11 protein-coding genes are annotated in these 13,395 nt (G+C 67.1%); 1 reads left to right on the top strand and 10 read right to left on the bottom strand.

Translation table 11 applies throughout. The features are described 5' to 3' along the window. Positions 1-145: 145 nt before the first annotated feature. A complete protein-coding gene (locus IAI53_RS10085) occupies positions 146-2,320 on the bottom strand; it encodes a hypothetical protein (protein ID WP_187718081.1) in 2,175 nt (724 codons plus the stop codon). A 274-nt stretch (positions 2,321-2,594) separates the two neighbouring features. On the opposite strand from IAI53_RS10085, the gene msbA reads away from it, so the two are divergent. After that, positions 2,595-4,394, top strand: a complete 1,800-nt coding sequence (gene msbA, locus IAI53_RS10080) for a lipid A export permease/ATP-binding protein MsbA (protein ID WP_187718080.1) — start codon at positions 2,595-2,597, stop codon at positions 4,392-4,394. A gap of 50 nt (positions 4,395-4,444) precedes the next feature. Here the strand turns inward: msbA and IAI53_RS10075 are convergent, their stop codons facing one another. From IAI53_RS10075 to waaF, 9 genes are read right to left on the bottom strand one after another with little or no spacing between them, the layout of a single operon-like run. Then, positions 4,445-5,254 (bottom strand): polysaccharide pyruvyl transferase family protein, encoded by an 810-nt coding sequence (locus tag IAI53_RS10075; protein WP_187718079.1) that lies wholly within the window; start codon positions 5,252-5,254, stop codon positions 4,445-4,447. A gap of 1 nt (position 5,255) precedes the next feature. Next, entirely contained in the window at positions 5,256-6,206 is a 951-nt protein-coding gene (locus IAI53_RS10070) for a glycosyltransferase family 2 protein (RefSeq protein WP_187718078.1), read from the bottom strand. A gap of 20 nt (positions 6,207-6,226) precedes the next feature. Then, entirely contained in the window at positions 6,227-7,660 is a 1,434-nt protein-coding gene (locus tag IAI53_RS10065) for a lipopolysaccharide kinase InaA family protein (protein ID WP_187718077.1), read from the bottom strand. A 9-nt stretch (positions 7,661-7,669) separates the two neighbouring features. Further along, positions 7,670-8,485 (bottom strand): glycosyltransferase family 2 protein, encoded by an 816-nt coding sequence (locus IAI53_RS10060; RefSeq protein WP_187718076.1) that lies wholly within the window; start codon positions 8,483-8,485, stop codon positions 7,670-7,672. Between the two features lie 38 nt (positions 8,486-8,523). Next, complete coding sequence (locus IAI53_RS10055) at positions 8,524-9,291, bottom strand: lipopolysaccharide kinase InaA family protein (protein ID WP_187718075.1); 768 nt, start codon at positions 9,289-9,291, stop codon at positions 8,524-8,526. Continuing rightward, positions 9,288-10,127 carry a lipopolysaccharide core heptose(I) kinase RfaP gene (gene rfaP, locus IAI53_RS10050; protein ID WP_187718074.1) on the bottom strand — a complete coding sequence of 280 codons (840 nt, stop codon included), beginning with the start codon at positions 10,125-10,127 and terminating at the stop codon, positions 9,288-9,290. Before rfaP ends, IAI53_RS10055 begins: the two co-directional genes overlap by 4 nt. Next, on the bottom strand, positions 10,124-11,251 hold the full coding sequence (locus IAI53_RS10045; RefSeq protein WP_187718073.1) for a glycosyltransferase family 4 protein: 1,128 nt from the start codon (positions 11,249-11,251) through the stop codon (positions 10,124-10,126). The genes rfaP and IAI53_RS10045 overlap by 4 nt, the downstream gene beginning before the upstream one ends. Next, the gene (waaC, locus tag IAI53_RS10040) at positions 11,251-12,339 is read right to left on the bottom strand and encodes a lipopolysaccharide heptosyltransferase I (protein ID WP_187718072.1); all 1,089 of its coding nucleotides are present in this window, start codon (positions 12,337-12,339) and stop codon (positions 11,251-11,253) included. The genes IAI53_RS10045 and waaC overlap by 1 nt, the downstream gene beginning before the upstream one ends. Beyond that, positions 12,340-13,395, bottom strand: a complete 1,056-nt coding sequence (gene waaF, locus IAI53_RS10035) for a lipopolysaccharide heptosyltransferase II (protein ID WP_187718071.1) — start codon at positions 13,393-13,395, stop codon at positions 12,340-12,342.

Here is a 13,395-nt window from a genome sequence, read left to right as displayed (position 1 = left end):
TCCCGCGGCCTGTTGACCTCTCATAACGAGAAGTTGCCTGCGATTCTGCAAACCCGCATGTGACCGCGCAAGCGTTAGCGGGTAAAAGCCGCGCATTTCGACAAATCTTGTTGCATGCGTGCAACAGGCAGTCGGAGCAAGCCGCTCAGCGTTTGAGTGCCCTGTAGGCGCGGGTTCTGCGCAGGCGGCGCTTCAGGGCAGCCTTGAAGTCGTAGAGGCGGAAACCGGCCCGTTGCAACAGAGTGAACTTATGACCTATGCCCTGCAGGTAGATCGCCATGAAGGCTTCACGGCCTTCCGGGTGCAGTTTGTGGCAGGCTCGGGCGAGGTCGGCCATGCGGTGCCGTACGGGGACGCCGTGAGGGTATAGACGGATGCGGGCGGTGTCGATCAGCGCGAACGCGAGACCGCCCTGTGGCGCACGTTGGGCGAGGATGTTTCCGCCCGAGAGGTCCCGAAAGAATATGCCGCGGCCGTGCATGCGCAGCAGAAAGCTTGCGAGGTTGCGATAGACGTCCTCGGCAGTCAGTCCTTCGTATATGCCCTCACCGCGCGCAAAGGCGGAGAAGGCTCGTCCGATCGAGACTTGTCCGCTCATGTACTCGCAGGTGTACCAGTTGAGCGTCAGGTCCCGCCCGCTGCGCTGCTCGAACCAGGCCACCGGTGCGGCCGAGCCCAGCCCCCGGCGCAGCAGTTCGCAGGCGCCGTTCCAGCTGCGACGGGCCTTGGACGGCTTGAGGCGGTCGAGCAGCTTCTTGTGCAGGTGGTGCTTGACCGGCTGCTTGACGGCGAGCAGCGCGCCGCTGTGGCGCGGGTCGGCCACGGTCCAGATGGCGTTGCGCGCGTGGCGCAGGGTGGCGTCCGCGTTCGGCGCGCCGACCTGCTCGGGGTGCAGCGCGCGGATCAGCGCGTCCGCCTCCAGGCCGTCCTGCGCGCGCACCATGCCGTGCCACTCGCCCTTGCGGTGGTAGTAGTGCAGGCCGCCGCCGTGGGCGTGCACCACCAGGCCGGGCAGCGGCGCGGCGCCGGGCAGCACCTGCGGCTGTTGGTCGGCGGGCCAGACCAGGTAGAGCGGCTTCTCGGTGACGGCGAGGGTGGCGAGGCGCGATTCGAGCGCGGCGGTGCCGGAGAGCTCGAGACCGTCGCGGTCGAGGATGCGCGCATCGGCCAGGCTGGCGGCGTCGTACAGGTCGGGCATGGCCGCCGCGCGGGCGTTGGTGGTCCAGATGACGTGGATGCGGCGCCCTGCGCCGGCGAAGGCGTGCACTTCCAGGCCTTGCCCCCGGTTGAGCCGGCCTTCGTAGCGCGTGCCGGGGATGAGGCGGTTGAAGGCCGCCAGGGCGTCGAAAGCCGGGCGCGGGCGATACTCGGGGCCGGTCACCGCAGCGTAGTGGGTGATGCGTTCGAGCTTGGGGTAGGGCTGTTCGCCGTCGTCGACCAGGCCCTCGCGATGGCAGGCGAGCGGCCCCCAGCTGGCGTGCTCCAGCGCGCCCGAGGCGGCGCAGAGGACGAAGTAGCGGGTGAGGTAGTCGGCCTGCTTCTGCTCGCTGTCCGGCAGGCGGCGCTCGATGCGCGGCAGGGTCCAGAAGGCGGCGGGGGATACCAGTCGCGGCACCCCGGCCTGCGCGCCGATGCGCGCGAGCAGACGCGCCTTCTTGACCAGGTTGAAACGGATCAGCGGCGCCAGGCGCTCGCCGAGGATCTTGTGGTCCCAGCGTTCCGGGCGGAGGGCGCGCTCGGCGAACAGGTTGTCGGTGTGGATGTCGGGCAGGCGGCCCCGCTCGCGCAGCAGCGACAGCAGGCCGACGTTGTAGACCGGCTCGAAGTCGGTGATGCTGGGACCCGCCAGCGTGAGGCCGCGGCGGCGGACCTCGTCGTGGGCGATGTCCCAGGCGGCCAGCAGCCCGTCGAGCCGGTAGCCGGCCCAGCGGCGGCGATTGACCGTGGAGGTGACCTCGACGAGGTCGGCCAGCGCGCCGAAGCGGTCCAGCGTGTCGGCCAGGAAGGCGCGCCAGCGCTCGCAGGCGGCCGCGTCGGGCATCTGCCGGGCTTCGTCGAAGGGCTGCAGCAGGTGCAGGTTCACGCGGTAGCCGGCCGCAGCGAGCTTGGGCAAGAGGCGGCCGGCGGGGCGGTCTGCGTCGCCGTAGGTGTAGTCGATGCGCACGCGGCGCACGCCCAGCCGGGCAAGATGGGCGAGCTGCAGCTCGTCATGTGCCGCATCCGCGCCTGCCGCAACACCGACGCCAGCGAAGTCCTCGGGCACCTGGTGGCCGGCCGGCGGCAGGTGGCCGCCGCGTAAGAAGAAGCGGGCGCGGAGCAAGGCTGCAAATACTGCGAGCGCGAACCGGGAGCCTGTGCGGAGCGGGTTGGGTGTTTGCATTTGTTCTGCTATTTCCGGAGCTCGGGGCTCGCATGCGGACGGCCATGGATCTCCCCCTCTTCAAGGGGAGGGACGCTAGTAACGCGCGCATGGCGGGCTCCATGGCGCCGCCCGGCGAGGACTGCGGATTGTAAGCCAGGCGACCCGCGCGCGCATTCGTGGCAACACGCCCGTGTTACCATCGCGGCCCTGTCCGTGCCGGATTCCTCCAACGATGCAAGCTGCCGCCCCGGCGCCCGTGAAGCCGCGCGAAGGTTCGGTCAGAATCTACCTGCGCCTGCTGACGTACGTACGACCCTATGCGGGCTTGTTCGCGGTCAGCCTGTTGGGCTACATGATCTTCGCTTCCGCGCAGCCCATGCTGGCCAGCGTGCTGAAATACTTCGTGGACGGTCTGACCGACCCTGCGGGGGCCACGCTGAGTGGCATCCCCTTGCTGGAAGGCATGCAGATCATGCACGGTGTGCCGTTGCTTCTGGTGCTGATCGCTGCCTGGCAGGGGCTGGGTTCCTTCCTCGGCAACTACTACCTATCGCGCGTCTCCCTGGGTTTGGTGCACGACCTGCGGCGCGCGCTGTTCGACAGCCTGCTGCGGCTGCCGAACAGCTACTTCGACCACCACAGCTCCGGACACCTGATTTCGCGCATCACCTACAACGTGACCATGGTGACCGGCGCGGCGACCGACGCGATCAAGACCGTGGTGCGCGAGGGTCTGTCGGTGATCTTCCTGTTCGGCTTCCTGCTGTGGATGAACTGGAAGCTGACCCTGGTGATGATGGCCATCCTGCCGATCATCGGCGTCATGGTAGGCAGCGCTAGCCGCAAGTTCCGCCGCCAGAGCCGCAAGATCCAGGTGGCGATGGGCGACCTGACCCACGTGGCATCGGAGATGATCCAGGGCTATCGCGTGGTGCGCAGCTTCGGCGGGGAGGATTACGAGTCCAACCGCTTTCGCGACGCCAGCACTGACAACACCCGCAAGCAGCTCAAGCAGGTGAAGACCGCTGCGGTGTTCACGCCCTCGCTGCAATTGGTGACCTATTCGGCGATGGCGGTGCTGCTCTTCCTGGTGCTGCTGTTGCGCGGGGACGCCACGGCGGGCGATCTGGTTGCCTACATTACCGCCGCCGGCCTGCTGCCCAAGCCCATCCGTCAGTTGTCCGAAGTCAGTGCGACCATCCAGAGGGGGCTCGCCGGCGCGGAGAGCATCTTCGAACAACTCGATGAGCAACCTGAAACCGACCTCGGTTCGGTGGAGCGCGAGCGGGTGAGCGGCCGCATCGATGTACGTGACCTGCACTTCGCGTACCCGGGGAGCGAGCGCAAGGTACTCGACGGCATCGACTTCACGGTCGAGCCGGGGCAGATGGTCGCGGTGGTGGGGCGTTCAGGCAGCGGCAAATCCACCCTGGTCGGCCTGGTGCCGCGTTTCTATCACCATGCCGAAGGACAGATCCTGATCGATGGGGTGGATGTCGAGGACTACACCCTGCGCAACCTGCGCCGCCACATTGCTTTGGTGACCCAGCAGGTCACGCTGTTCAACGACACGATCGCCAACAACATCGCCTACGGCGACCTCGCCGGTGCTCCGCGCGAGGCGATCGAGCGCGCCGCGGAGGCAGCGTACGCGAGCGAGTTCATCGAGCGCCTGCCGCAGGGCCTCGATACCTTGGTGGGTGAAAACGGTGTGCTGCTGTCCGGCGGGCAGCGCCAGCGCCTGGCGATCGCCCGCGCGATCCTCAAGGACGCGCCTATCCTGATCCTCGACGAGGCCACCTCGGCGCTGGATACCGAGTCCGAGCGCCACATTCAGGCCGCGCTGGACGGCGTGACCAAGGGGCGCACGACGCTGGTCATCGCACATCGGCTGTCGACCATCGAAAAGGCCGACGTCATCCTGGTGATGGAGGGTGGGCGGATCGTCGAGCGGGGACGCCATGCAGAGTTGCTTGCGGCGGGCGGGGTATATGCCGGACTGCACGCTCTGCAGTTTCAGGACCGCGATTGACCGTCGATTCGGTCTCGCTGTCCGGGGGCAAGGTTTCGGTGGAGTTGCGACTACAGGTCTGGAAATGCGGCTGCAAGGCGATCCTGAAGCGCCTGCAGACCCGGGCGAGCATAGCTTTCTGCAATGAGGTCCAGCTTGAAGCGCGGGTCGAGTACTTCTGCCGGAGTAAGCGGCTGAGGTTCCTGCAGTCCGTAGATCGAATAGTAGTCTTCGAACTTCATCGACGATTTCACTTTGTCGGAGAGCAGAATGCGCCGATTGGGAATGCCGAAGGCATCGCTGACGATCAGCCCGTGCATGCTCGATGACAGGATGAAGTGACACCTCCTGATCTGTTCGAGCACGCTGTCGACGGGATCGAACACATTGATGACCAATGTGTTGGGGCGTGAGCCGATCTCCGTAACGGCTTTCAGAGACTGGTCCACGAAGTGAGGAATGATCCCCAGCGTGAATGTCTTGTCGGGCGCCTGCCTGCCATCGACATATCGCCCTGCGAGAATGCCGGGATCGCCGAGCGCGGGTGATGCTCCTCCCGTGGCCTTGATCCTTGCGAGCGTCAGGTGGCCGCGAACAGCGTGATAGTAGTGGCGCGCGGGAAAGCGCTCGTCGGGTTTTCCAGCCCCGCTCCCCCATATGTGAAGCTTGCGCGGAAAGCCGAAGAATCTGGCCTGGCGCTCCCGTTTCAGGATGGTGCCTATGGCAAGCATGTCGGCACTCGCGACCGGTGCGAACACTACCGGTCGCCGGGAGACCATCTCCACGATCAGAGGGGATAGATAGTCGCCGAAGTTTCTGCGCGAGACGTCGTGGGCGCCGTCGCCCTGCCACCAGAACAGTTTTATGGGTCTTGCGGTCATGTCAGGATTCCGAGGTATGGCTGCGTCTCAACACGCAAGCGAGCGCCTTGAGCAGGTAATCGGGTTTCAGCGCCTGACGCGGTTCGATACGCAAGGCGTGCATGAAGTTGTCCAGGGCGCGGCGCCGGTCGCCCGCGCGATAGAAGCTTCTGAAGCGCGATAGATACCTGCGGGCAAGAAATGGAGCCTTGAAGCGCATCAGGTCGACCGGCATCTGCTCGGGGTCGAAGATCCGCTCGGTTAGTTCAAGGGCGTTGTCCAGTCTGTCCGAGACGGCATTGCGCAGGCGCCCGGGATGAGCGTGAATCTCGGCGACCGGCGTGGTAATCGAACGGCATGCGTGGTTGGCGAGGATGAGGGCGTCGACCACCATGTCCTCGTTGTTGCGCAGATCCTCGGGATAGGAGATGCGCTCAAAGACCTGGCGGGCGATTGCCGCGGTGCCGTTGGAGATGCGGAAGCGGCCCTCTACATAAGCCGCGAAATCGCGCTCACGCTCGCCGCTGAGGACGTAAGCGGGTCGGACGGTGCGATGGCCGTCTTCGCCCACTGCGTAGCGGCCACCAAACACCATGGCCGGCTCTTGAAAGGCCGTGATCGCGGACGCGAGTTGATGCAGCGCATCGGGAAGCAGCGCGTCGTCCGCGTCGAGAAAAACGATGTAGTCACCAATGGCCTGCCGGATGCCGTGATTGCGGGCGGCCGATGGTCCCTGGTTGATCTGGCGAAAGGTCAGCAACTCGGGGGCTGCGGGGGCCTTGGCCAGATAGTGCTCGAGCACGGCAGGCGTGTCATCGGTTGAGCCGTCATCAACCACCACGATGCGGACCGGCGGAAAGCTCTGCCGGAAAACCGAATCCAGAGCCCGGGGCAGATAGTGCGCATAGTTGTAGGCCGGGATGATGACCGTGATTGCGACCGAGGGCTGCGGGTGCTGGGCGGAAGTGTCCATTCTCATGTGGGGCGAGGTCTTCAGTTTGCCGCCGGCAGGTGGGTGTCGAACCACTGCGCAATGCGACTGCCTGCGGGCCAGTTCGCCAGCAGTCGGGCGCGGTCGCGTGCCCAGGCCTTGCGGTAGGCATTGTTGCTGTGGTGTTGCACCGTGGCGTCGAGATCGATCAGATGAAAGCGCCCATCGCACCAGAGCAGATTGCTTGCCTTCAGATCGCCGTGAGTGACGCGGTGGCGGTGCAGTGCGGCAAACAGTTCGGTCAATGCTCGGGCCTCGTCGGTGTTGGGCGTCTGGTCTTCTCGGCGGGCGAACAGTTCGCGGAGGCTGGGGCCCTCGCACCAGGCGGTGACCAGCCACGCCCGACCGCGTAAGGGGCCGAATCGGTTCTCCACCACCGCCAGCGCGGCCGGGGTAGGGATGCCGAGAAACGTCAGCCGATGGGCCTCTCGCCAGGCATGCCAGGCACGGGTCGGACGTAGTGCGCGCCGTGCAGCATGGGCAAGATTCTTCAGGTTATAGCGTTTGATCACGCAATCATGGCCCCCTGACGCCACGCGCGCGACGGTGGCGCTGCGCCCGCTCTTGAGCCGCTTGCCCTGCTCCAGCCAGTGGTCGGGATCGGTAAGCAGCGGGGCGAGCCAATTGGCTTCGGTGCGACTGATCAGGGTTCTTCGCGAGAGGCTCTGCTGTGCGACGAAGCGGGTGCAGTCACGACCGGTTTTTTCCATATAGCGCTGTAGCCGGGTCGCGAGCGTGCGCTCGACGCGGCTTGCGAGCGCAGGCGCTTCCGGCGCTGCAAGGCCCGCTCCCAGCCCGCGACGGTAGGCCGGTAGGGCGTCGGCCGCGGATGGTGCGTCTGGCCCGGTGAACTGAGCAAGAAAAAGCGCGAGGTTGTCCGTCCGGGCGTTCAATGTTGTCGCATCGGAGATCGCATCGCCGTCGATCAGATACCAGCGGCCGTCGTGTTGCAGCAGATTGCCTGGATGCAGGTCGCTATGGATGAGGCCGGCGGCATGCAGACGGCCAATCAGTTCAAGCACATCGTCGAGCGCCTGCAGGGGCCGAGCGGAGGGCCGCTCTTGGGCGAGTGTCATCGCGCCGTCGAGCCAGGTGGTCAGCAGTATCGCCATGCCGTCGGTGCTTTGCCTGCGGGCGAGCAATGCTGGCGTGGGCAGACCGGCGGCAGCCAGCTTGCCCTGACCCGCGGCTTCACGCGTGGCGTGGCGGGCGGCATCGCCGTCGAGGTAAAGCTTGGCAAGGACCGGGCGGTCTTCCCAGCGTGCTTCGGCCACGAGGCGCTGACCGGGTAGAACGCGCAACGTACGGAGCAGAATCAGCAGGCTGCCGTCGTCGAGTGAGATCCTGCACGGCAGGGGTGGCGTGCGGCCGGCTGCGAGCAGCGCATCACGGCCGAGCAAGGGTGGTGGCAGAGCGGAGCAGTTGTCGGCCGTCATGCGCGGCGTTCAGCGGTCAAGGCTGTCATCGGACAGCAGACCCACCGCGTCGATGCCCCTGAGTTTCTGGCGAATGCGCTTGTGGCCTTCGCGAATGCTGCGCTGCTTGCTGCCGAGTTCGGGATTGAGAACCATCGTGGCGTGGTTGAGGTGATCCACGTATTGACCGAGCTGTTCGGATTCGAGGAAGACCATGCGATATCCGGCTTCGACCATCTTACGGTGCATGACGCTGCCCGCCGTGCTGTTGCCATCGGCAAACCCGGTGCCAAGCTTGCGGATGACGTCGGTGCGGTACATGGCGCAATGGCTGCGCAGGTAATGCAGGCTTTCGTCGAAACGAATGGGGTGGAAGGTGCGGATGCCGGTCAGGCGGTACAGTGCGAGCTTCCAGGCCTTCTCGATGTTGCGTCCGAGGATTTCAAGGCGCGTCTTGGATTCCAGCTTCCATGAACCCACCCCGGCGACATTGGAATCCGCCTTGAAGGGTGCGAGCAGTACATCCAGCCAGTCGTCCCGTTTCACGAACGTGTCTGTGTGGATGGACAGGACGTAGGGCGTGTCGACAGTCTGCAGCGCCAGGTCGAGTGCCCTCGAATGGGAGCGCGGCGGGGTGTCGTCGGCCTCAGCTTTACGCTCGATCAAGTCTATCCATTTGAGCGAGCGGAGGTAGGCAAGGGACTCGTCCTTGGAGTCGTTGTCGATCGCGACGACCCGAACCCGGCTCAGATCCGTGTGCTTGCGCAGCAGGCGCATGCAGATCTTGGTGATATCCGGCGTGCGGTAGTTGGGAATCAGGATCGTGATCTCTTTCTGGCTATCCATCGGTGTTCTGCCCGTGTGTTGAGTTCGCCTGGAGGGCTTCAGGCCGGACGCTGCTTGCGCTTCTGGCGGTGTTCGGCCGCGTGCATGACATAGCGGATTGCTCGTTTGTCCGCTTCGTCCAGACGTGTCTTCTGCGAATACTCCAGGTAAAAACGCAGACGTTGTGTGCGAGTCAGACAGGTGCGCGCGGTGCGGTCCAGCGCCGCCAAGTCCTTGGCAACCCGGTAGCTTAGCAGGGGGCCGAACCAGAAGCGCCCCCCCGGGCAGTCGATCAGGTACACGCGACCGCTCTGCTCCTGGAGCAATAGATTGCGCCAGTGCAGGTCGTTGTGGGCAAAGCGATGATCGTGGAGGGCACGCGCGATGGCTGCGACCTGAGTGATGAGTGCGCTTACGAAAGCGCGCTGGCGCAGGCGGGGGTCACGGTTGCGGACCATGCGCGCAAGATCGACGGTGCCTTGAATTTCCTCCGTGATCAATGCCCCTCGGCGAAACACCAGCCCCACAAAGCGCTCGAGTCCATATGCGACAACCTGTGCGGTCGGTATGCCCCAGCGCGCGAACAGCAACAAGTTTCGCCATTCGGCGACGACGCGCGGGCGACCGAGAAAGCGTCGAAGGTACTTGCCGGCCAGGTTGTAGCGCTTCACGTAGTAGTTCTTGCCGTCTGCAGGCACCAGGATGACGTCGCTGATCTGGTCGTGAGTGATCTGCCGGCCATCGAGCAGGAAGGTGTCGTTCAATGAACGAAAGAGATGCCGGGCGTGCTGTCCGAGGGCAGAGATGTCGGTATGCCAGCGAATCATTTCTGCAGAGCGGGGCGGTGGGCAAACTTGCGATCGAAGCGCAGGAGGAGGCGTTGTGCCTCGCGCTCCAGCCACTTAAGAAAACCGGCTTCGCGGACGAGGACGGTGCGCAGTGGCGCGCCGAAGTAGGCGCGCAGGAAGCGCAGCTTGTCGCGCCGGGTGAGGCCGATGCGCAAGGCGGAGAAATACAGCGCGGCGAGATCCTTGTTGCGCCAGCGCGCGGGCGTGCGGGCGCGGATCTGCACGCGGTGCAGGTCGATCAGCGACACGCGAAGTTGTGCGGGCGAGGGTGGCGGCTCGGTGGCGAGCAGGAAGTGGCAAAGGTAGAAATCGCGGTGGTTCAGCCCACCTTCGTGCAGCGTGCGCGCGATGCGCGCCACCTCCGCCAGTAGCGCACGTTTCAGCGCCAGCGGCGGCGGGGCATCAACCCAGCCGCGGGTGCAGGTGTCGAGATCGACCGCGGGCTCGATGGCCTCGGTGACCAGGAAGGAAGTCCGGTGCGTCCAGCCTCGGCCGCGCTCGCCATAGCCGACCGCGTTCATCGTCGGCACGCCGAGGCGGTGGCAGGCGCCGATGGCGCGCCATTCGTTGCCCGCGCCGAGCACCGGCAAGCGCAGGCGTGCGAGCTCGCCGAGGATCCGTCCCCAGCCGATGCCGCTTTGCAGCTTGAGGTAGTAGCCGCGCCCGTCGAGTTCGAAGCGCAGCGTGCGGCGGCCCTCGACGTCGCGGGTGATGGCGTCGGGAGGCGCATTGCGGGCGAGTTCGGCCGTGGCGGCGAAGGGGTCGCGCCCGGCCCACAGCCGGTCGAGCGGCGGCGCGAGCGTCACCTGGTTCATCCGCGACCCCGCCCGAGGATGACGTCGGCGGCACGCTCGGGCATGTCGTAGATGTCCGCGCTGTCGGCGAAGGCCAGTGCGTTGCGCGCCCAGTGCCGGCGGGCGGGCTCGTCGCTGAGCATGCGCGCCAGCTCGGCGTCGAGCTCGGCTTGCACGAAGGGGGCGCTGGATACTACTACGCCGGCATCGGCGTCGGCGACGTAATGGGCGAAGCCGCAGATACCGGTGACCAGCACCGGCAGGCCGGCGGCCAGTGCCTCCAGCAGCACGTTGCCGGTGTTCTCGTTGTAGGCCGGGTGGATGAGCAGGTCGGCGCCGAGCAGGAAGCGCGGGATGTCGGTGCGCCCCTTGAAGAAGCGCACTCGTCCGGCCACGCCGAGTTGCGCGGCCTGGCGGCGGTACGGGGCGTCGTCGTCCTGGCCGATGACCATCAGCCTGGTGCGTGCGGCGAGGGGCGGCGGCAGGGAGGCCAGCGCGGCCAGCGTGCGGTCCACACCCTTGATGCGGAAGCCCGAGCCGATCTGCAGCAGCAGCAGATCCTCGTCAGCAAGCCCGAACTCGGCGCGAAAGGCGGCGCGCACCGCGGGCGCATCGGGCGGCGCGCGGCGGTCGCGGGCGATGCCCGGTGGCAGCTGGTGGAAGCGGTGCGCCGGGGTGCCGTAGTGCTCGACGAACATCGGCTTCTGCACCGGCGACATCATCAGGATGCGGGTGTGCGCCGTGGGGTCGAACACCGCGCGCTCGTATGCGGAAAAGTGCCGGTAGCGTGGCGAGAAGCGGTAGAAGCGCCCGCGCAGTGCGCGCGCCTTCTGCTCGAAGCAGGGGTCTCCGGCGTAATACACGTCCAGCCCAGGCATCTTGTTGAAGCCGACCACGCGGTCCACCGGGCGGCGCGCGAGGTCGGCCTGCACCCAGTCTGTGAACTTACGATAGCGCCGGTGATTGACCAGGGCGCGCACCGGCACGCGCACCAGCTCGAAGCCTTCCGGTACTTCGCCCTGCCACTCCAGCACATACACGCGGATGTCGTGGCCGCGTGCCTGGCAGGCCAGCGCGATGCGCAGGAAGTTGCGCTGCATGCCACCGAAGGGGAAGTACTTGTATAGGCAGAAGGCGAGCTGCATCAGGCGTGGGCCTCGTCGAGCAGGGGTTGCAGGCGCTGCCAGACCTGTGCGGCGTCCACGCGGGTGAAGCACAGCGGCCAGTCGCGCTCCAGGTCGAAGCGCTCGCGCTCGGCCGCGCTGGGCTGGTAGGCGCAGGTCTTGGCGAGGCAGGGCGCGCAGGAGAAGTCGCTGGCCAGGTGGATCTGGCGCGGGCCCCAGGCGCCGGTGTAGCCGGGGTTGGTGGGGCCGAACAGCGAGATGGTCGGCACGTCCAGCGCGGCGGCGAGGTGGCCGAGGCCGGTGTCGACCGCCACGCAGGCGCGCGCGCCGGCAAGCTGCGCGGCAATACCGGCGAGCGGCAGCCTGGGCAGTACTGTGGCATCGGCCAGGCCAGTCGCCAGGCGTTCCGCGCGAGCCCGTTCGACCTCGTTGCCCCAGGGCAGGCGTACCGGCCAGCCGGCGGCAATGGCGGTTTCGATCAGGCGTCGCCAGTAGGCCTCGGGCCAGTGCTTGGTGGTCCAGGTGGTGCCGTGCAGGAAGACGAGATAAGGGCGGGCGTCGGCCGCCACGGCCACATTGGCGGCTTCGCCGGCGCCCGCGAGCACGCGCGTGCGGTCCAGGCCATAGCTGCCGGCTCCGGTGGGGACGGGGTAGCCGAGCGCGCGGGCGAACAGCTCGCGGGTGCGCTCCACCGCGTGGCGGCCGCGGGCGACCGGGTGGCGGTGGGTGTAGAAGCGCGCGGCCAGTGGTTCGCGGGCAGAGGCGCGGTCCAGGCCGTGCACCGGGGTGCTGGCGTAGCGGGTGAGCAGGGCACTTTTGAGCAGGCCCTGGGCGTCGATGGTGAGGTCGTGGCGGACGTGCAGTAGCTCGCGGGTGAAGCGCCGCCATTCGCCGCTGGTCCACGCGCGGAACGGCGCCTTGCGCCAGCGCCGGATGGCTACCGGGATGACGCGGTCGACCGCCGGATGCCAGGCGGGGATCTCGGCGAAGGCCTCTTCCACTACCCAGTCGAAGCGGATGCCGGGGATGGCGCGCGCGGCGTCGGTGAGCGCCGGCAGGGTGTGGATGACGTCGCCCAGCGAGGAGGTCTTGACCAGCAGCACCCGCATTCAGCGCGCCCTCGCCACCATGGGTTGTGCGACCACGCCGAGTTGGGTGAGTGCGGCCATCACGCTGGCCGGGGTGATCTCGTGCAGGCAGCGGGTGTGGCCGAGCGGACAGGTGCGCTCGAAGCACGGCGAGCACTCCAGGCGCAGGTAGCGGATGGCGACGCGTTCGGCCAGCGGCGGGGTGTGGTCCGGCGTGGAGGAGCCGTAGATCGCCACCAGCGGGCGGTCGAGCGCGGCGGCCACGTGCATCAGCCCGGAATCGTTGGTGACCGCGGCCTGCGCCATGGCGAGCAGATCCACCGCGTCGCCCAACTGGGTGCGGCCGCACAGGTTGATGACCGCGTCTTCCATGTCGGCGGCGATGATGTCGCCGAACTCGCGGTCCTTGGCCGAACCCAGCACCCAGACCTGGAAGCCGCGCTGGGCGAGGTCTTCTGCCAAGGCGGCGAAGTGCGCCAGCGGCCACTGCTTGGCCGGGCCGTACTCGGCGCCGGGCATGAAGGCCACCGCGGGGCGCTCGGCGGCGAGCCCGAGCTCAGCGCGCAGGCGTTCCTGGTTGGCCGCGTCCGGGACCAGCTTGGGGCGCGGGAAGGGTTCGGGCAGCGGTGCGCCGGCCACCCGGCCCAGCGCGACGAAGCGCTGCACGGTCATCGGCAGCGCGGCCTTGTCCAGCGGGCGGATGTCGTTGAGCAGGCCGTAGCGCATCTCGCCGCGGAATCCGGTGCGGCGCGGGATGCCGGCGAAGAAGGGCACCAGCGCGGACTTGAGCGAACCCGGCAGCACGATGGCCTGCTGGTAGCCTTCCGCGGCCAGTTCCTTGCCCAGCGCGCGGCGCTTGGCGAGGCCGAACTCGCCGTGCCCGAGCGGCATGACGATGCCGCGGCGCACTTCCGGCATGCGCTCCAGGATGGCCAGCGACCAGCCCGGGGCGAGCACGTCGATCTCGCATGGCGTGCCGGCCTTGAGGGTCTTGAACAGGCTCTGCGCCATGACCATGTCGCCGACCCAGGACGGGCCGACCACCAGGATGCGGCGCGGCGCCTTGTCTTGCGCCAT

It is taken from the genome of Thauera sedimentorum (assembly GCF_014489115.1).
GTDB classification, from domain to species: domain Bacteria; phylum Pseudomonadota; class Gammaproteobacteria; order Burkholderiales; family Rhodocyclaceae; genus Pseudothauera; species Pseudothauera sedimentorum.
Note: the sequence above shows the minus strand (reverse complement) of the source record. Positions and strands in the feature narration are given on the sequence as shown.